Here is a 17,975-nt window from a genome sequence, read left to right on the forward strand (position 1 = left end):
GTGGAGCATTTTTGATGAAATCTGCAGCAGAGCAAGGTGCTGATATTTTCATCACAGGAGAGGCAAAGTATAATGATTATTATGATGCTCAAGACTTGCTTACATTAATGGTTATTGGGCATTTTGAGTCAGAAGAATTGACAAAAACTTTGCTTTATAATGTTTTATGCCAAAAAAAAGGTAACTTTGTCGTCCGTTGTTCGAGCAATTGCAAGAACCCAGTAAAATACATCTGAAGTAAGAATGGCTAAGAAGATAGAAAATGAATTATCCATAGAGGATCGTCTAAAGGCTCTCTATGAACTACAAGTAGTATCGTCAGAAATTGATAGAATCCGTACATTGCGTGGGGAATTACCACTAGAGGTACAAGAGTTAGAAGATCAAATTGAAGGACGTAATACCCGTCTTCAGAAGATCGATGGCGAGATCAAGAAGCTTAAGGGGTATATTGAGCAAAGTCGCGAACGTATCCGTATTGCTCAGAATATGACTCAGAAGTATCAGGAGCAGCTTAACTCTGTACGTAATGATAGGGAATACGATGCCCTTAATAAGGAGCTTGAGAATCAATCTTTGGATATTCAACTATTTGAGAAGAATATCAGAGAGGATCAAGAGCGTATTCAGGAGCTAAAAGATAGTACAGAGGCTATCGTTGCAGAGATTGACGAACTTAAAGAAGAGTATAATATCAAGAGTACCGAACTTGACGAAATTATCTCTGAAACAAGGCAAGAGGAAGAAAAGCTCAGAATGACCGCTAAGGAGCTTGAGGAGGTTATAGAGCCTCGAGTACTTAAAGCCTTCAAACGAACTAGAAAGTCATCTCACAATGGTTTGGCTGTTGCTTCCATTGATCGGGGTGCATGTATGGGTTGTTTTAATAAGATACCACCACAGCGAGTTCTTGACGTTAATGCTCGCAAGAAAGTCATTGCCTGTGAGTATTGTGGTCGCGTACTTGTAGATAACGAACTCGCCCAAGAGGTTGAAAGCAAACTGGATATAAAGAAGTAATCTCTTTATTCCCATTTTAAAGATAATTGCTGTCCGATAAAAGTTATTTTGGAGAAGAAAATAACTTTTATCGGACAGCATTTTAATGTCAATATAAGTTTTAAGAAAACCATACTAGAAATCGAATGATCAGCAATCATTATCTCATACGAACAATTCTTATAGATTTCACATAGCACATTAAAGGAAATACAATCAATGTACTGCTTGGCTCTCGCAGATAAAAACTTTCGTCCAAGTGCAATAAAGCAAGAAACAATTGTGTTGTTTATTTATATTTATTAGATTTGCTTGTTAATATTATCAAAACACATTTACTATATTACAATAGGACTATATTCTTGTAGTTTATCATGAAAAATCTTAAGTTGTTAATAGCGATTACCACTGTGTTTGTACTTAGTGGTTGTGTACAGCGTGTTTCTCTTGATGTTGAAGAAAATAATATTGCCGAAAAGGAGCAAATGGAGATCTTATTAACCGCTTCCTTTTCTGATGTGGTAACACGGGCATACCCTTCCTCGGTTGATGAAATGAGAAAAGCGAGAATTAATTTCGAGGGTTTAAGGATTGTTTTCTACCAACTTGATTCTGACATAAAGTCTTCAACTGTTGCTTATACCTATGATTGTGATATAAATGCTCATAAAGGAGTTCTAAGTGGAAAAGACTTTATACAAAGTGATAACACAGACTCAAAATTTAGGATTAAAATCCCATTTAAAATAAATAGGGGACAATATCATATTTACATTATAGCAGGTGCTACCGAAGCCATTAAGAGTGCTACATCTGTAGGTCAGCCATTCAAGCTGATGCAATCTGCAATAGTAAGAGATGAGAAAGAGTTTTACACCAAAGGATATCTTAAGAATAGTATATATATAAATTCTAACCCCCTCATTATTTCAGAGAAAGAACCGAGCATATCCACGTTGTCTGACCATACATATGCTCTCGATGAGTGTGTCTTAGCTCCAATTAATGCTTTTGCATCAGTTAACTGGTCTCCTGTGATCCATGATAATAGATTCGTTATCTCTAATAATAGCATTCTTGTTTTTGCAGACGTTCTAAATAAGAAGTTTATTCTGTTGCCAAAATATGATCAGCAAGTCAAGACAGAACTAGGCATTGATTTCCCTATTGATCCAAACTATTCGAACTTCGGGTCTAAAGAAATGGATTTATTAGAGCCTGATTTTTTGTACCATCCCTTTTATAATCAAGACGGGAGTGAAAAGTTCACGTTTTATTATTCATCGAAAGATGATAGGGAAAATAGTTATTTGATTATCCCTGAAAATACAATGGATGCTAAGGACTATTGGGGAACGGTGGTTACGCGATTAATAGTCATGGCTATGATATACCCCAAGGATATTAATTTAGGTGATGCAGATATTAATTCCATTAGAGATAGAAGCAAACTACCTTCCTGGGTCTATTTCAAGGATAAAGGATTTTCCGAAGCAGAGTTTGATGCCCTTTACAAAAAAAGCAATGAGTCAGAGACTAAAACAGATGAGGATATTGATATAATTACAGCGTACCGTGAATTAAAAGGTAGTAGTGATCAATACCCAAAGAATGGCTATCAAAGTAAGTCAATCAGATATTACAAGCATGGAACTAGCTTTTTCTCAATTCCAATACAACACTTTACAGAAGAACAATTAAAGGAAAAAAGTGCTATCCCAGGATTATATGCTGTTGTAAGAAATACACACTATAATATCGTGATCAAATTTTTTCAGGGTGTAGGAGCCGCTTCGATGGAATCCTTATCGAAGGATTTAAATTACAAAGATATTATGAATGCGACCACTGGAGACATACAAATTGTAGATGCCAATGTGATTGACAATATTATCGACACCTTATATTAACACTATCAGAGGGAAGACTATTTTCACCCATAAACAAGTTGTTATATCACCATAATAGATTATATTTGTCTGAAGAAATAAAACAAATACTATTTGTCTAAAAAGCCATTAATTTATTCCTGTACAGATCTATGACAATGAACTATAATGATATATTCAAAGAAATATATACCGAACTATCTAGTTTAGAGAATAAAGGGGAAGTCGCGAGCTATATACCAGAACTATCAAAAGTTAATCCCGATAAATTTGGAGTACAGCTTACAACTGTAGATGGAGAAAAGTTTGCCTACGGAGATGCTGATGAACGATTTTCGATCCAAAGTATATCTAAGGTATTTTCATATGTGATGGCATACTCTCATCTCAAAAGTGATATATGGGATCGTGTGGGTATTGAGCCAAGTGGAACTGCATTTAACTCCCTTGTTCAGCTCGAAAGCGACAAAGGGATTCCCAGAAACCCATTTATTAATGCCGGAGCTATCGTAATCTGTGATATTTTAGTAAGTGAACTTACTTCTCCTAAAGAAGAAGTTCTCCACTTCATTAGAGAATTAGCTGGTAGTGATGACATTAACTTTAACCATCGTGTCGCTGAATCTGAGAGATCAACAGGTTTTACCAATATGGCACTAGTATATTTCATGAAGTCTTTTGGAAACATTCATAATGATATAGATAAAGTAATGGATCTATACTTTCATATATGCTCCATAGAGATGAGTTGTGCCGAACTATCAAAGAGTTTCCTATTCCTTGCTAATAACGGTGTTGTACCTTACTGTGGCAAGCGAATATTATCTCCTAGTCGTACTAAACGAGCAAATGCACTTATGCAATCCTGTGGCTTTTATGATGAGTCGGGACAATTCACATTCAAAGTGGGTTTACCTGGAAAAAGTGGTGTAGGAGGGGGCATCGTGGCTGTTCATCCTCATAAGTACTGCATTACTGTATGGAGTCCACCGCTTAATAAGAAAGGAAACTCGTACAGAGGTATTCAATTTTTAGAGGAATTTACTACGCGGACAGAACTCTCTATTTTTTGACATCAGTAACAATTGAGTGAAGTAATTATTTATAATGTCGATAAAACCAAATAAACTTAACAAAAACTACTATAATGAAGATATTTAAACTAAAAAGTTACATTGGTCTAGCGTTGTTACTTTTCCTTTGTCTGTTCAGTTTTACAAGTTGTAATAAGGATAAGCCAACATTTTCTCAGGCTCAAACTAAAGAAATGCTTAAGCAAATAGAAGGCAACTATCATGGTTCGGTAGATGTTGCCTATTATCAGGGTAAAAGTATTTCAAAAATAAAAGATGGCATAGGAGTATCTAGTGATGTGCTGACCTTTAAGATGTCTCTCCTTCCAATGGCTGAAAGCATAATTGACGAAAGTATAGCTATGACCTTACGTAATATAAATAGCATAGAGGTAAAGGCTGAATATAAATTCACACAAAGAGATAATGGACTTATCCATTTCAAATTACTTCCTCAGGATGTGACAATTCTGGGAGGCTATGGAGCTCCTCCAACTATTAAAATTATTTTTTGTCAGAACTTTGGAGGAGATGCTGAGACAGCAATGCCAAATAAAAACATGATGTTTAATATCTCTCCAAAAGAACTTTGGATTAATGGAGAAAGATATAAGGACTTCAAGCAATTGGTTTATCATTTTGAAGGAAGTATTCACAACTAAGGATAACCTCGACTATCAATGAAGAAGTTTTAAATCGGAAATTATTAGTTTCAACAGATGAGGTTAAAACTATGAGAAGACTAAGTCTCGAACTTTTTTAAGAAAGTCTTCATTTGACATTATTGAGGATTCTCCAAGGAGAAGATCTAATCATGATAAGATTTATAAGTTTTTATACTTCCACATTAATATAAGCTTAAGCCTCACACAAAGAACCAATGCTGATAATCGCGACTAAATGACAACGAAACAATTGCTTCAATAGCAAAAAATGTCAGTCCAGTGAGCTATGAGACGATATATTTGAACATTACAAAATAAAATAGTACATTTGTAAACTAGAATCCTAGCGGGGATGACAGGTTTTGACAGCACGTAGAGGTGGTCTGTAAGCACGTAGTGCATTGTTGTACTGGCACTTAAATCTTAGGCTTCGACCAATTTAACTGGCGAAAATAATTACGCTCTTGCAGCTTAATCGAATAAAGTAGATTAATGCTCTTTCGCTTGAGCCATATGGCTCGCGGCAAGACATCACCCAGATACCGGGATCCCGAGGTGGTCTGAACTGGTGGTGTAGATATATCGGGAAGGGTTAGTAACTGACCTCTTGTTGCTAACGACAGTCACAGAGGATAAGCGTTTGGGACGGTAGCTTTGGCCCCACCCATATGCCGACAATTAAAGCAAAGATAAACGTGTAGAAAGCGGATTAGTTCCGTGTTTGGACGAGGGTTCAAATCCCTCCATCTCCACTTTGTGGCATTTTTGAGTTTCATCTGAGTAGTCAGATGAATATTCAAAACAGAGGAAAAATCGTTGTAGAGCCCTGCTTTACAGCGATTTTTCTTGTTTCAGTGACTACCGCTGAATACCAAAACAGATATTTGGTAGTTAGCAATAGACCACTTTTCTGCTACAGAAATTGCTACAACTTTTAATTGGCTGAAAAATTGTAGCAATGACTACCAAATGACCACCATATTGAATACCGTAATATGCTCATATTCAGAAACTTTATTGTGAACTTTGTGGCAGTATTTTGTGTACAAACATTTGAAAAAAGTGTAGCAATATAAAATGATGCCACTAAAAAGATTTTAGAGTATGAAGAAGCAATTCAAGGTGTCCTACTACCTACGCTCAAATTATGAGAACAAAGAAGGAAAAAATCCAATCATGGTCCGTATCATCTTAGATGGTGAAATGGTTAATCTTGGCTCTAGCCAGCTATCTGTAAAGAAAGCCCTTTGGAGTAATTCCACAAGCAGAGCTAAAGGTAGAACGGCAGATGCTATAGCATTAAATGCTTCCCTTGATGCCCTTACAGCCTCATTGTATGAACTATTTAGAAAACATGAGTTTGAAGACTATCTCACTGCAGAGTCATTCAAAACGTTGTTCCTAGGAGAAGAAAAAGAGTTCTCTACTATTCTCCCTGTCTTTGACAAATACATTGAGAGTATTAAGGAGAAGGTCGGTGTAAGCTTGAGAAAAGGAAGTTTCCAAAAGTACACTATCATTAGACGCGACTTTGTAGAGTTTCTAGAGACCAAGTATAAGAGAAAAGACTTAGGATTACTTGAGTTTAATTCTGTCGTACTGAAAGACTTTGAATTATTCTTAGTCACAGAGAAAAACATCTCTCATAATACTGCTCAGAAAAAACTAAAGGGCATAAAGACAATGGTGATATATGCTCAGAAGCGTGGGATTATTCAACACGATCCATTTATGGACATTCGCTTTCATTACAAACCTGTTGATCGGGGCTTTCTTACTGAGGAAGAAGTAATAAAAATTTCAGACAAAGATCTGTCAAGTCTTCCAAGGCTGGAGCTTGTAAGGGATATATTCCTTTTTTCTTGTTTTACAGGTCTTGCTTACATTGATGTTTCTAACCTTACTCCCGAACATATTGTATCTCTTGATGGCAATGATTGGATTATGACCAAACGGCAGAAGACTTCGACCACATCTAATGTGCTTCTTTTGGATATACCTAAAAGCATCATCCAAAAGTACGTGGGACAAACTAAGAGAAAAGGTAAACTCTTCCCTATTCTCAGCAATCAAAAGATGAATTCATATCTCAAAGAGATTGCTGACATTTGTGGCATAAAGAAGAACCTAACCTTTCATATTGCCCGTCATACTTTTGCTACTCTTTGCCTGAGCAAAGGAGTCCCTGTAGAGTCCGTTTCCAAAATCCTAGGACACACAAACATTAAGACAACACAGATTTATGCACGCATTACTAATAAGAAGATTGAGAAGGATATGATGGAACTTGCGGATAAGATTGGCGACTTTTCATTGAACAATGTACCACCTTTAGAGGCTGCAACAAGATGAATACGAATGTAGAGATTGATGTAATTCAAAGTAAAATCTTTGATGTGAGAGGACAGAGGGTAATGCTTGATTATCACCTAGCAGAGCTTTACGAAGTACAAACCAAGGTGTTAAAGCAAGCGGTTAAACGCAATATTGAGAGATTTCCAGAGGACTTTATGTTTGTACTCTCAGAATATGAGTTTTCTCAACTGGTCACAAATTGTGACCGGTTCCCAGAAGCCCTAAAACACAGCTCTGTTTTGCCGATGGTTTTCACGGAGCATGGCGTAGCAATGCTATCATCTGTATTGCGTAGTCAAAGAGCGATTGATATGAATATAGCCATCATTAGAGCATTTGTGGCATTAAGACAAATGGCGATAGGTTATGAAGAACTAAAACGAAGAATTGATGAGCTGGAGCTATCCACAAACTCTCAGTTTAGCGAGCTTTACAAGGTGCTGACTCAGCTCTTTGAACAGAAGTCTAAGCCTCGTAAGGCAATAGGATATGTAACTACTGATAAAGAAGAATGAATTATGAGACAGAAGAGACCACTATCGTACTTTCTCTTGAAGCTGGAGGAGTATTTGAATGATTATCATCCTGGGAAGTTACAGGATAAGGCTTTCACGAATGCTCGAGCAGAAGAGGCACTCACGGTCTATCTTGAAGCAATTGAGCAAGGACACGACCACTTGCAAGCGGAAGAACTAGCTTCAGAGACTATGTTTCGAGGACTTCATTTCTCAGCAAATGATACAATTCGGACAGTCTTGGAGAATGAGTTCGAGGCTGAACTACCTGAACCACTGCCTGAAAAGCTTGCACCTATTCTACTCGGCAGCCAGGCAGTCAAGGAGGTATTGCAGAAGTACGATCTTAACGATGAGTTTGACGGCACACCTGCGTATGAGTTGCTGTACACTGAACTGACTGGCACTATTGCTCTGCTGATAGAGGAGAGTAAGCTCCCAACGGTAGATGCATAGCGTGCGGAACTAAACATTAAACCATGGAGCTTCTATCGCTTCAAGAGCTAAGATATTCAAGCCGTGACACACGCCAATGAGCTTACTCTTGTCCGCTCTTGAAACCAATAGAGGCTCCAGTTATGAATAAGATAGTTATGAATAAAGACCCGCACGAACCAGCTTTTCTCCCTTTTGATAAGCAAGCTCCCAAAGCTCCGCCAGAGTCAGAATTAAGCAAGTCACAACTCATACGTTGGCGACTTCGACAATTCTTTTGCATTGCCTTCGTCTTCTGCATCCTCTACGTAGGCTACCGACTTCTTGCTGAGACACTTACAACAGAAGCCCTCAATGTCGTTGCCATCATCACAGGTTTTCTCGTCCTCCGCTGGATAATCCGCTTCATCCTCTGCATCGCTTCCACCATCTTTAACCTTGTCTTCTGGCTTGTTGTCATCTGTGCAGTCCTTCTTGTTGTCCTATAGTTTCAAAAAACTAGTCATTTGAAGTCGCAATAGAGCCATCATTGAAGAACTGTTTGCCAGTTGCCATATCAGTTATTATTTGATCAAACGGTGAATCATGCTTCACACTCCATCTCCATTCAAAATCTCCGACACGAAAATCAGTTAGCCTAATACCTGTGGGACTAAAAAAGGCACTTGATTCTCCATTGAAAATGGCAAATCCAGCACCATTATAATCTGCTTTACAATTGTCTATAGGGAAGTCAGTAAGACTGTCGCCTGTCTCTATATTAACTACAAATAAGTTGTCTTCTTCCGATACTAGAGCGAACCTGTAGTTTGGCCTTCCAATAGTAAGCACTTTATACTGAGGAAATCTTCTCTTAAACAATTCAACTAATTGAAAGCATTCTCTAAATGAGTCATGAAACTTACTAGCATAGTCTAAATATCGCTCTGTTTTTCCTCCAAACAAACTTGTAGTAAACTCGTGAACTATAGCATCTTCTTCATCTTCGCCATAATTTAGCCAAGCTTCAAAATCTGCATACTCATCACCTAATTTGCAATTCCAAGAATGGTAATCATCACAAACCCATCCTTCAGAAAAGCCTAAGACTCTTGCAGCATTAAAACAATCGTAACGTGCCCATAATATAGGATTCCCATTTTGATCTATAGCAAACGGCCAGAAATAATGGTAATACCTTGCATTTGTCCACACTTCCCAGTAACCTTGCTTCATGTAAAAAGTCACAGAAAGCAAAGGAATAGAAAAACTATAGTCAGGCATATCTTCTTCATAATTGCAACCAAACTCTTCCCACTCTTTAGAATCAGAATTGAATATTAATATATCAGTTACAAATTGTCTTCTACCTCCGAAAAATGAAGTAATTTTATCAATAGTATTGTTGAAAACATTTAGAGCATGTTTATTGTCCCTTAAGTCTTTGCAATCATTGGGTAAGATTAAATTTAAGTCAACTCCCATAATTTTAACGTCTTAAATTGTTTTTACCTCCCAGTCCTCTGAGAAATCTCTAAGTGCAGGTTGAATATCAAACTCAATCCGATAGTCTCCCTTTATAGAGAGTGGCATCATACTCTGATCTTCCATTTCTTAGTAGCTCTCTTTTGCTGTCTCTATCCCTTCTAAAATGCTATTCTTTGCTTCCCTTATTGTTTTGCCATAACCATAAGCACCTACATCTTCGGGACTATATGTGTAAACCCAAAAACCATCACTTCCATCTTCTATGTAGGCTCGAATTACGACACAGCAATCTGAATCGATAGCTTCTGCAATCTCATCACAATTTGCTCGATAAGGTGGTTCTCCTGAACTATCTAAGCCAGCAGTCTTCATTAGCATAGTCAATGTCCCCAAAGGAATCTCCGAGTCCTCTACATTTGGCATTGATAATGCCATACCTGCCTTGTTAAATAGGCTTCCTTCTTGATATTCTTGCTCCATACACGTCCATTCTTATTGGTTTAAAGCAAATATACCTATTTCTCTGTCTTCTGTAGATGAACACTTTCTCTTAACTCCCCATTTCGTTCCACATAGAGTTGCGTAGGTGGGAGCATTAGCTGTCCCCTTTTTCAGTGGCAAAGGTAGTATTGGGCATCGGCTTCTTCAAGGTCGGTGCCTTTCTGGTTTGTTGCAGAAATCTCCAGCCCCATTTGGGGTAGTATTTCTGCACAAAACCTTGTATCAGCCTTAGCCCTCTACCTTTTCTCTGCCACAATAAGGGATCAGCATACTCCGACCGTTGAACGCAAAAAAATGTCACTATGGATAAGATGAAAGAAAATAAGCAACTGACGATGAAAGAAAAAGGATATAGCTCCTCCTCTCATTACCGCATAAGTAACGACCTAATAGTAAGCGAGCAACCATTGGCGAGTAAGTTCGTGCAGTGGGACGTGAATCCATTGGAGAGCCTACAAGCGAGCAAGGTCTATCTCTTGCGTGTAAAACTGAATCGTGGCGAGCGAATAAGCCGAGAGGAAAAGGATTGGCTCTGTGAAGCAGTGAATAGCAACAGCTACTTCCGCACAGCCGTACCATTGATGGGCTATCGCTTCGACTTCTTTGATGTCCTCAAGAAGGATACTTGGATATGATTAAATAGCTTCTGGTGGTGTTTACTTATGTTGCTTATCTCCTATTAAGGATAGTGCCTAGTCAAATAGGTGAGACATAATATCACTGGGTTCCTGTTTCTCTAAATAAAACTTACTACCATGTTCTGACTTTCTTAAAATATAGCGTGTATCTTTGTCATAAATATGCATACGTAGAAATGGCTCATGTAGCTGTTCATATTTTAGATAAAATTCAAAACTATTTCCCTTGTCAGGCATTAATAGGGTAATAGGGTAATATTGAATTAATAATGCAGATCCAGAATAACTTTCATCGGAAAGCAATTCAATATGTGAAATATAAATCTTCTTTTTGGCTCTATATGAAACAATAGTTCTAGCTTGTTTTGTCATCCACTCACCAGTTACAATCCATGAGTCGATAACTGATACGACATTAAAGAAAGAATAGAAAGCCTTGCCTGAAACTAGTATTTTGTCTTCAGTACTATTATCCTTAGCCCTTACTATAACCTCAGCACTTCCTTCTTTATGAGCCGTAACTATCCCAGTTTTATCTACAGAAACTACCGCCTCATTTGAAGAGAAAAAGTCAAACCCGATACCGTTTAGCTCCCCATCATAAACTATTTCTAGCATTGTTGAAGTCCCGATTTCAAGCTCAGTTGAAGACTCCTTGAATTTCACCTTAGGTTTTCTCTTAACAACGACAGGACACTCATCAGAAGCTTCTTGTAAGACAATACTTCTTAAATTAGGGTCGTACACATGGTCTTGAAAGGTTGCGGTAACAACTGCTGTGCCTTCTTGATTGGCCTTTAAAAGTCCATTTTCATCAACCTCTACTACCTCAGGCTTATTAGATCTAAAGGTCACAGTAGGAGAATATTGCAGGATTTCTTTCGGTTCTATGACTACTTCTAGCTGGAAAGTTTCGTCTTCTTTAATGATAACATTGTCATTTACCAATGAAAAACTTGCAAGGGGAATGTATTCTACTCGGACATTACACTCAATAGTCCCTAGGTTTGTTACGAGCGTGACAGTCGATTCACCTCTTGAAATAGCCTCTATGTAGCCTTTCTCATCGATTCTTACAACTGAATAATTGGAAGATTGCCATTCTATTAAATCATAGGTGCCTTTTTCAGGGTACTCTACCACCTCTAATTTTATTTTGTCTCCAACTTTCAAGGAAATATTAGTCTCCTTAAAGGTTAATTTGGTTGCCCTTAACTCTTGAATCTCACCTGATTTATTAGAGCAGGAGATGGAGCTAAAAACAAATATGAAAAATGCAATTATCAAACTAAAATACTTCTTCATAATTCGTGCATCAATTAGTTAAACTTTTAAAGGCAAAGAATATATTCTATAGGACAAACTTACCAATAAATAACTATATTCACATCAGATACTTTTCGTTCTTTTTCAATAGTGCCTCATTTAACTCAATCAAGGCGACTGGCTATCATAGCCAATCGCCTTGCAATATATAATAAAAGCAACTACATGAACCTAATCCTCTCTCTTACTATTGAAATCAAATGAAAACTGTTCCATTTGTCCGTGGTTGTTCTCGACGTAGATGTCAATCGTCTGGCGGTCGGTGGAGAGTGAGGTGTAGTAGAGCCTGAACTCCTCTTTCGTGAGCGGATAGCGGTCGTTGGGTTGGAAGACCGTGCCGTTGTCCATTTTCAGCGTTCCTTTGCCATCGGACTGGAAGTAGCGGATGGTGTAGCGAGTGCCGGCAAAGTTGCCCTCGCGTTTGAGCGTGCAACGGATTTCAGCGGTTTCTCCCTTTGCTATACTCTTTTGCACGGGCATCGCTTCGACAGTGAACGGATAAGACTGTCGCACATCCAAATCCCGATTGCAAGCAGATAGACAAAACACGCCAAGGGCAAGTACACCCATTACCCATATTGAACTTAAAATCTTCTTTTTCATCGTTATTAGTTTTAGAGGTTAAACTTGAAGCCTGCCGAGAGTGCAGGACGGAAATGATGCACATCTGAGCCAAAGAGCAACCGCCCTTGGGCTTTGAGGACGAAGAGGATATTATCCGTAAGGAATAGTTCCACCGAGGTATGCAAGGCACCGCCATAGACGAAGCGTGAGCGGTCGAGCAGCGTTGCGCCATCGGGCAGTAACTTCTTGTCCTCGTTCAGTTCCTCATAACCGCAGAGTGCAGAAAGCCCCAAGTAGCCGAAGATATTCTTGCCCCTATCCGATAGAATCGGGTGCATATACCCGAGGTGCAACAAGGCATCACGCAGTGGAACATTGTAAGAGCGATAAGTCAACCCTTGCTGCTCATATTCCGCCAAGAGAAAAGCGTAGTTCGCCCGCTTGAAGTAGTGTGCGAACTCAAGACCTGCCCCAAAACTCTCCTTTGCGAATAGTCTCTCCCCCTTGATAATCGGAATAGAGCCGACCAGCTCAACGCTATTTTGCCTAGGGATTAGTCGCTGTGCGTACGATGGCATAGTAGCAACCATAGCCACCATCACGCAGACCATCATGGATAACCATCTCTTCATCACCACTTCAGTTTAAGGTTATCAATCTTCTTAGTGAGCAAAAGGTCTTCAGGCTCCACATAGAAAGTGAGTGTGCGACTGCCGTTTCGCTCGTAGAGCGTCACTTCAAGCTGCTTATCCTCCGATAGTGTGAACTGCTCCAAGGCAAAGACTATTCTCTCAGAGCGTCCCGCCCCAATCCACATCACCTGATGAAAGGCACGTAGTGGTTGTAGCATTCGCTCTTGTATAGCTGTATGCTTCGCCACCTTCTTGTCCACCACCTTGAACGTGATAAAGTCCACCTCATACGGCATATTAGACTCATTATCCATACGGACGTGGAAGTAAAGCAACCCATTGTGGGCATATAAGCCACGAAGTAAGAAGCGCATCCCGAATTGCTTCGCTCCAACATGCTTGATGGTTCGCTTATCATTTTGGTAGATGCTCTTCATAATCAGCTTAACCAATATGGGCGACTCACTTCCCAGCTCTTTGAAGTAGATGTCCGCACGATTGCTCGGCAGTCTTCCCTCCGTAGGAGATAGAAAGTCCTTCATCTCAATACTGAGCATCTCAGGTTCATCTGCATACTTCACATTAAAACTATAGAAAGATCCATCATCGCAGATTACCGAGAGATTACTTTCTCTTTCAAAATCCCTCACAGCTGCTTTCACCCTCAATACATTCTCAGCACCTCCCCCCTCATCTGCTTTCCCAGCTACCAAGGCATTACTGCCCAAGTCCACATAACGGATAGGTGCAGGAAATATCAAGTGCACCGTCTTCTCAAAGCTCACTTCCAATCCATACGGCACCACCACACGTCCTGCAGGGATAGCACGGCTCATCCCTTGGTAAAGGTCACCCGTAGAGAGCATATAGCTCTGTCCATTATCTTGTGCCATAGCACCCAAGCTCATACCAAGAGCCAATACCCCCATTAACATTACTTTCTTCATATTCATATTTTTGATTAGTTATTATTTCGATTGAACTAAGTAGAGCTGATGCCCACCCTTTAATCGCACCTTAATCTCACGAAGCTTCTTTTGTAGTAGCTGACTCGCCCCCTGCATTGCCCCTCTTGCCAGCTCTGATATGATCTGGTCTTTGGCAGAGGAAGCAAATGTGAAGGAAGTACCCATGGAGCCACCAGCCGTTGCAGCGGTCTCCTTGAGTGCTTGCACCTCATCAATGCCAGGAATGGCGATACCCTCCTGACCATCAAGGTCAAAAGCTGAGAGTGAGACTGAGAAGATACGTCCACCCGTCTCCACCGACCGCACATGAAGCCTCATCCTATTCCCCTCTATTTTCGCTTGAGCCACTAGCGGAGCATTGCGAGAAAGCCGAATACCTTGGAAGTGTGCATCCTCCGAGAGTCTAAGCACCACGAAGCTCCCCTCCTGTAAGGTAGTAGTCTTATCGACCACCACCTTTAGGGTGTTTCTGGGTACTACCTCCTTAGCCACGGTCCCGACAGAGAAAAATCCCAGATTTCGCTCACTTGCCCCATAGTCAGCGATAAATGCAGAGTCCGTCATCGGCTGTTCCAGCATAGAGATCACTGGCTTTCGCTCTGCCAATACCTCCATCTGAGGAAGATCAGTTGCAGGTGCATTTGTTGTCAAAGGTTCACTATTCACCGACTGCCCATCAACCAGAGGACGCCCATAGGCAAGAGTCTTATCAGCAGTCCCAACTGACGGCATATACTTCGCAGCCATTTGGTAGCTCTTTTCCATCAGAGCCAACTGTCGCTCCTCCTCGCTTGCGATGTCCTGCTCTCGATTGTTCAGCTCCTCACGAAGACTCTCTATTTCTCCTCGGAGATAATCAATTTCTTCTTCGTAGTAGTTCTCCGCCTCATTAAAGGAAGCCAGCAACTGGTTATTTCTTTCATACTGCTGAACCGACCCCGCTATATCACCACCCCAAGCCTCTGAAGTGGAAGCTGAGTCTTCCCTTTGACCTTTTAGAGGGTATGGAGATGTATCCTCCTGATCAAAGTAATCTGAGAGCCGACCAATCTCCTTGCGTTGCTCTACTACACTCTCCTCATAACTTGACAGTTCATAGGCTTTTAGCTTATTCTCTTCAAGTTGATCTACTGAAGCTTGCGGAACCATATCATTCAGCCCTGACTGCTCCATAGCCAGCTCTCTCTCTGACGGCTTAAAAATAAACCACATTGAGAAAGCAAAGAAGAGCCCCAACCCCGAGAAAATAAGCCACTTTTTGACTTGCTCTTTTTGCTTCGTTGAAAGTCCTTTATTCTTATCCATAGTTATTTATCTGCTAAATACTCCATCGATCCTATTATCAATAGTGAGTCCAATAGTATTTCCTCCACTGGCGTCTCAATTATCGTATCCCTTGCCACAACGATCGGCTGCCAACTATTCTTGACTATAAAAGGCTTAATCAGCATATAAAGTGATAGAAGCAAGTAGATGCCGCATACACTCCACAGAATCATCCTTCTTTGCTTTTGGGAAAGTTGTTCACATCCTTTATGGACAGATACCAAAACTCTTTTCCACCCTCTATTGACCACACTATTCATCGTTTTATCGTCTGAATGTCTCTATTCTCACGCACCACGAACTGTTCCATCAGGAAACCCTGTGGGTTATTATCCGAACGCACCGAGTTTTGGAGCGTACAGCTCGTCACCAAGCTACGCTCAGTGATGTTGCTCTGCCGTACGATGTACTGTCGACCAAAGGTTACTACCTCATAGGGATAAACCTCAAAGTTGCACTGGATAGAATCCAAAACCACACGTTGATTGATGTTTCCCGAGATAATCCGATTGTAATAACCTTTCTCGGCAAGGTCTTTGTAGTAGTTAAATGCTGATTTATCGCACAGCATAAAGGCTCGTGACATATTCTCCTCGATGGACTCCTTGTCCGGAGCAACCGTAAAGAAGAGTTCGTGAAAGCGTCTCACATGCTCCCTTGCCTCTACTGGTCTATTGGTAGCAGCATCCTGACTCAGTGCCAAGATGAGCGACTTCCCATTGTCCAGTACATACACCTTCTCACGCTGTTCACGCGCAAAGGAGTACGAGCTATAAACGACATACCCACACACTCCAAGACAAAAGACCACAAAGAGTATCGCATAGAGCCGTATCTGTTTGAACGAACTCTCTATATTAGTTAATGACTTAAATTCCATATCTGTTTAGCTTGTTGTTATTTATTTCAAGCCCCCTCAGGGGTTGGAGGCTTACCTCTTTGTGAGTTTGGCTTTGATTCTTCCAGACATATTACCTATCGCAGCACCACCAGCCCCTGCCGCCTGCTTACCACCAGTATAAGCCTTTTGAGCCCCAACCTTTCCTGCTTGGTTGACATTACGGCCATAAGCACCGATACCGCCACCTGCCTCAATGATCCATCCTGCTACCGTAGGCACAGCCGTATAGCCGATGATACCGATGAGAAAAAATGCCATATAGTACCAGCTCCCCACTTCTGGGATAAAGGTTGGGTCAGCCAACTGAGCAATATCCTTTTGGAGCATCAAGACTTGTATCTTGGTCAAGAGGGCTGTAAGAATACTGCTCACGGGCAACCATAGATACACCGATATATAGCGGCTAAACCAAGCAGAGAGTGAGCCACCCAAACCATCCCAAACCGAAATACCAAAGACAATAGGTCCCAAAATCGATAGAACAATCAGTATAAAAGTGCGAAGGGTATCAATGATAAGGCTGACAGCATGGAAAAGGAACTCCAATATATCTTGGATGGCCTTCATAATCCACTGCTTTGATCGATACGCAGCACGCTCCGCATACATCCCAGCAATGGTCACTGCATCTGACGGTCCGATAATACCCATTTCTTCAATCTTTGCATCAAAGAGTTCATTGGAAACCAAGTATGCGGTCTCTGGGTCTCTAAGTAAAGCCTCCTCCTTCAGCTTATCTCTCTTCGCCCTTAGGGTCGTCACTTCCCCCTCCTGAACAGCTACCAATTGCTCTGTCCCCTTAACCACTGGCGAAAGTATAGTATTCATTGTTCCCAACACCAAGGATGGGAAGAACATTATGCAGAAGCCTAAGGCAAAGGGGCGAAGCAAAGGGAAGAGGTCTATGGGCTCTGCCCTCGCCAATGAAGCCCACACCCTGATAGCTATATAAAAGAGAGCCCCCAATCCCGAAATGCCCTTGGCAATACCCGTCATATGGCTACAGAGCGGCATCATCTCGTTATAGGTAGCACGGAGAAGCTCGTGTAAACTTGTGAAGTCCATATCAAATAATCATCATTACCAATAACGAGCATCACCCGTTCCATAGAGCGAGAGCATCTGATTCAGTTGCCCCTTTTGTTTCGCACGGATATAACTGACCGAGATATTCTTGCGGGTATAGTAGGAGACGATGGAGCGATACTCACGCACGGTATTGTAGATCTGGTCTATCATCTGCATCCGCTCGTGGTCATTCATCGAGAAGACATTGCTCTTAGCCACATTCTTTAGCTCTCGCAGGCTCTCGCCACTTAGCTCCAATAGCTTGGTATAACCCGAAGCCATAGCTGCCAATTCGGTCGGTCTAAAGTTGGGGTCATTGAGCATCTTTTTGAAGGAGGTGACATAAATCTCGGAGATATCTCCTACCATGAGGATGGTCTCCTTCACTTTGTAAGCATCGCCTATAAGATTATTCACCTTCTTGAGGGCATCGTAATACTGCTTACTCTCATTATAGAGTTTCTCCACTTCCTTAAAGTTATCCAAGGTGTTCTTGACCGTCTTACTTGCAGTCGTTATCTCCTTAATCGTATTGGCGATATTGCCAGCAAAATTGGTTGGATCTGTAACAACCCATTGCGCTTCTGCTCTAATCCCAAGGAATGCGACTGCACACATTAGTATCAATAACTTCTGTTTCATTGCTTAAATCA

At 40.7% G+C, this 17,975-nt stretch carries 20 protein-coding genes, 1 other RNA gene and 1 pseudogene; 11 read left to right on the forward strand and 11 right to left on the reverse strand.

Annotated features, from left to right (window positions below):
* The 10 genes from QYZ87_10575 to QYZ87_10620 form a co-directional block, all read left to right on the forward strand.
* Positions 1 to 236, forward strand: a 236-nt coding sequence (locus tag QYZ87_10575) for a Nif3-like dinuclear metal center hexameric protein (GenBank protein ID MDN4754953.1), incomplete at its 5' end; no start/stop codon positions are given.
* Between the two features lie 7 nt (positions 237 to 243).
* Entirely contained in the window at positions 244 to 1,020 is a 777-nt protein-coding gene (locus QYZ87_10580) for a C4-type zinc ribbon domain-containing protein (GenBank protein ID MDN4754954.1), read from the forward strand.
* A gap of 353 nt (positions 1,021 to 1,373) precedes the next feature.
* On the forward strand, positions 1,374 to 2,909 hold the full coding sequence (locus QYZ87_10585; protein ID MDN4754955.1) for a fimbria major subunit: 1,536 nt from the start codon (positions 1,374 to 1,376) through the stop codon (positions 2,907 to 2,909).
* Positions 2,910 to 3,046: 137 nt separating this feature from the next.
* Positions 3,047 to 3,961: a glutaminase gene (locus QYZ87_10590; GenBank protein MDN4754956.1), complete on the forward strand. Its 915-nt coding sequence runs from the start codon at positions 3,047 to 3,049 to the stop codon at positions 3,959 to 3,961.
* A 74-nt stretch (positions 3,962 to 4,035) separates the two neighbouring features.
* The gene (locus QYZ87_10595; protein MDN4754957.1) at positions 4,036 to 4,623 is read left to right on the forward strand and encodes a DUF4840 domain-containing protein; all 588 of its coding nucleotides are present in this window, start codon (positions 4,036 to 4,038) and stop codon (positions 4,621 to 4,623) included.
* Positions 4,624 to 4,974: 351 nt separating this feature from the next.
* Positions 4,975 to 5,381: a transfer-messenger RNA gene (gene ssrA, locus QYZ87_10600) on the forward strand.
* A 349-nt stretch (positions 5,382 to 5,730) separates the two neighbouring features.
* Entirely contained in the window at positions 5,731 to 6,978 is a 1,248-nt protein-coding gene (locus tag QYZ87_10605; protein MDN4754958.1) for a site-specific integrase, read from the forward strand.
* Positions 6,975 to 7,496 (forward strand): ORF6N domain-containing protein, encoded by a 522-nt coding sequence (locus QYZ87_10610; protein MDN4754959.1) that lies wholly within the window; start codon positions 6,975 to 6,977, stop codon positions 7,494 to 7,496. Before QYZ87_10605 ends, QYZ87_10610 begins: the two co-directional genes overlap by 4 nt.
* Positions 7,497 to 7,499: 3 nt before the next feature.
* On the forward strand, positions 7,500 to 7,952 hold the full coding sequence (locus QYZ87_10615; GenBank protein MDN4754960.1) for a DUF1896 family protein: 453 nt from the start codon (positions 7,500 to 7,502) through the stop codon (positions 7,950 to 7,952).
* Between the two features lie 122 nt (positions 7,953 to 8,074).
* Positions 8,075 to 8,419: a hypothetical protein gene (locus QYZ87_10620; GenBank protein MDN4754961.1), complete on the forward strand. Its 345-nt coding sequence runs from the start codon at positions 8,075 to 8,077 to the stop codon at positions 8,417 to 8,419.
* A 10-nt stretch (positions 8,420 to 8,429) separates the two neighbouring features.
* On the opposite strand, the gene QYZ87_10625 is transcribed toward QYZ87_10620, so the two are convergent.
* Both QYZ87_10625 and QYZ87_10630 read right to left on the reverse strand, forming a co-directional pair.
* Positions 8,430 to 9,395 carry a hypothetical protein gene (locus tag QYZ87_10625; protein ID MDN4754962.1) on the reverse strand — a complete coding sequence of 322 codons (966 nt, stop codon included), beginning with the start codon at positions 9,393 to 9,395 and terminating at the stop codon, positions 8,430 to 8,432.
* A gap of 129 nt (positions 9,396 to 9,524) precedes the next feature.
* On the reverse strand, positions 9,525 to 9,878 hold the full coding sequence (locus tag QYZ87_10630) for a hypothetical protein (protein ID MDN4754963.1): 354 nt from the start codon (positions 9,876 to 9,878) through the stop codon (positions 9,525 to 9,527).
* A 226-nt stretch (positions 9,879 to 10,104) separates the two neighbouring features.
* Between QYZ87_10630 and QYZ87_10635 the strand changes: the two are divergent.
* Positions 10,105 to 10,519, forward strand: a pseudogene (locus QYZ87_10635) (hypothetical protein).
* 72 nt (positions 10,520 to 10,591) lie between these two features.
* Here QYZ87_10635 and QYZ87_10640 read toward each other — a convergent pair.
* The 9 genes from QYZ87_10640 to QYZ87_10680 all read right to left on the reverse strand — a co-directional run bounded on the left by QYZ87_10640 (position 10,592) and on the right by QYZ87_10680 (position 17,964).
* Complete coding sequence (locus QYZ87_10640; protein ID MDN4754964.1) at positions 10,592 to 11,842, reverse strand: Ig-like domain-containing protein; 1,251 nt, start codon at positions 11,840 to 11,842, stop codon at positions 10,592 to 10,594.
* Positions 11,843 to 12,034: 192 nt separating this feature from the next.
* Positions 12,035 to 12,466, reverse strand: coding sequence for a DUF3872 domain-containing protein (locus tag QYZ87_10645; GenBank protein ID MDN4754965.1), 432 nt, complete (start codon positions 12,464 to 12,466; stop codon positions 12,035 to 12,037).
* Positions 12,467 to 12,477: 11 nt separating this feature from the next.
* Positions 12,478 to 13,059 (reverse strand): conjugal transfer protein TraO, encoded by a 582-nt coding sequence (locus tag QYZ87_10650; GenBank protein MDN4754966.1) that lies wholly within the window; start codon positions 13,057 to 13,059, stop codon positions 12,478 to 12,480.
* Positions 13,059 to 14,006 carry a conjugative transposon protein TraN gene (traN, locus tag QYZ87_10655; GenBank protein MDN4754967.1) on the reverse strand — a complete coding sequence of 316 codons (948 nt, stop codon included), beginning with the start codon at positions 14,004 to 14,006 and terminating at the stop codon, positions 13,059 to 13,061. Before traN ends, QYZ87_10650 begins: the two co-directional genes overlap by 1 nt.
* Before the next feature lie 21 nt (positions 14,007 to 14,027).
* Positions 14,028 to 15,332, reverse strand: coding sequence for a conjugative transposon protein TraM (traM, locus tag QYZ87_10660; GenBank protein MDN4754968.1), 1,305 nt, complete (start codon positions 15,330 to 15,332; stop codon positions 14,028 to 14,030).
* A 2-nt stretch (positions 15,333 to 15,334) separates the two neighbouring features.
* Entirely contained in the window at positions 15,335 to 15,613 is a 279-nt protein-coding gene (locus QYZ87_10665; GenBank protein ID MDN4754969.1) for a hypothetical protein, read from the reverse strand.
* Positions 15,610 to 16,233 (reverse strand): conjugative transposon protein TraK, encoded by a 624-nt coding sequence (traK, locus tag QYZ87_10670; GenBank protein MDN4754970.1) that lies wholly within the window; start codon positions 16,231 to 16,233, stop codon positions 15,610 to 15,612. The genes QYZ87_10665 and traK overlap by 4 nt, the downstream gene beginning before the upstream one ends.
* A gap of 51 nt (positions 16,234 to 16,284) precedes the next feature.
* Complete coding sequence (traJ, locus tag QYZ87_10675) at positions 16,285 to 17,319, reverse strand: conjugative transposon protein TraJ (protein ID MDN4754971.1); 1,035 nt, start codon at positions 17,317 to 17,319, stop codon at positions 16,285 to 16,287.
* A 15-nt stretch (positions 17,320 to 17,334) separates the two neighbouring features.
* The gene (locus tag QYZ87_10680) at positions 17,335 to 17,964 is read right to left on the reverse strand and encodes a DUF4141 domain-containing protein (protein MDN4754972.1); all 630 of its coding nucleotides are present in this window, start codon (positions 17,962 to 17,964) and stop codon (positions 17,335 to 17,337) included.
* Positions 17,965 to 17,975 lie beyond the last annotated feature (11 nt).

It is taken from the genome of Porphyromonadaceae bacterium W3.11 (assembly GCA_030434245.1).
Classification (GTDB): Bacteria; Bacteroidota; Bacteroidia; order Bacteroidales; family Porphyromonadaceae; genus Porphyromonas_A.

What these genes read in the sequence shown, in the direction of transcription:
- QYZ87_10580 (MDN4754954.1), top strand. Translation starts at nt 244, where the DNA reads ATGGCTAAGAAGATAGAAAATGAATTATCCATAGAGGATCGTCTAAAG.
- QYZ87_10585 (MDN4754955.1), top strand. Translation starts at nt 1,374, where the DNA reads ATGAAAAATCTTAAGTTGTTAATAGCGATTACCACTGTGTTTGTACTT.
- QYZ87_10590 (MDN4754956.1), top strand. Translation starts at nt 3,047, where the DNA reads ATGAACTATAATGATATATTCAAAGAAATATATACCGAACTATCTAGT.
- QYZ87_10595 (MDN4754957.1), top strand. Translation starts at nt 4,036, where the DNA reads ATGAAGATATTTAAACTAAAAAGTTACATTGGTCTAGCGTTGTTACTT.
- QYZ87_10605 (MDN4754958.1), top strand. Translation starts at nt 5,731, where the DNA reads ATGAAGAAGCAATTCAAGGTGTCCTACTACCTACGCTCAAATTATGAG.
- QYZ87_10610 (MDN4754959.1), top strand. Translation starts at nt 6,975, where the DNA reads ATGAATACGAATGTAGAGATTGATGTAATTCAAAGTAAAATCTTTGAT.
- QYZ87_10615 (MDN4754960.1), top strand. Translation starts at nt 7,500, where the DNA reads ATGAGACAGAAGAGACCACTATCGTACTTTCTCTTGAAGCTGGAGGAG.
- QYZ87_10620 (MDN4754961.1), top strand. Translation starts at nt 8,075, where the DNA reads ATGAATAAGATAGTTATGAATAAAGACCCGCACGAACCAGCTTTTCTC.
- QYZ87_10625 (MDN4754962.1), bottom strand. Translation starts at nt 9,395, where the DNA reads ATGGGAGTTGACTTAAATTTAATCTTACCCAATGATTGCAAAGACTTA.
- QYZ87_10630 (MDN4754963.1), bottom strand. Translation starts at nt 9,878, where the DNA reads ATGGAGCAAGAATATCAAGAAGGAAGCCTATTTAACAAGGCAGGTATG.
- QYZ87_10640 (MDN4754964.1), bottom strand. Translation starts at nt 11,842, where the DNA reads ATGAAGAAGTATTTTAGTTTGATAATTGCATTTTTCATATTTGTTTTT.
- QYZ87_10645 (MDN4754965.1), bottom strand. Translation starts at nt 12,466, where the DNA reads ATGAAAAAGAAGATTTTAAGTTCAATATGGGTAATGGGTGTACTTGCC.
- QYZ87_10650 (MDN4754966.1), bottom strand. Translation starts at nt 13,059, where the DNA reads ATGAAGAGATGGTTATCCATGATGGTCTGCGTGATGGTGGCTATGGTT.
- traN (MDN4754967.1), bottom strand. Translation starts at nt 14,006, where the DNA reads ATGAAGAAAGTAATGTTAATGGGGGTATTGGCTCTTGGTATGAGCTTG.
- traM (MDN4754968.1), bottom strand. Translation starts at nt 15,332, where the DNA reads ATGGATAAGAATAAAGGACTTTCAACGAAGCAAAAAGAGCAAGTCAAA.
- QYZ87_10665 (MDN4754969.1), bottom strand. Translation starts at nt 15,613, where the DNA reads ATGAATAGTGTGGTCAATAGAGGGTGGAAAAGAGTTTTGGTATCTGTC.
- traK (MDN4754970.1), bottom strand. Translation starts at nt 16,233, where the DNA reads ATGGAATTTAAGTCATTAACTAATATAGAGAGTTCGTTCAAACAGATA.
- traJ (MDN4754971.1), bottom strand. Translation starts at nt 17,319, where the DNA reads ATGGACTTCACAAGTTTACACGAGCTTCTCCGTGCTACCTATAACGAG.
- QYZ87_10680 (MDN4754972.1), bottom strand. Translation starts at nt 17,964, where the DNA reads ATGAAACAGAAGTTATTGATACTAATGTGTGCAGTCGCATTCCTTGGG.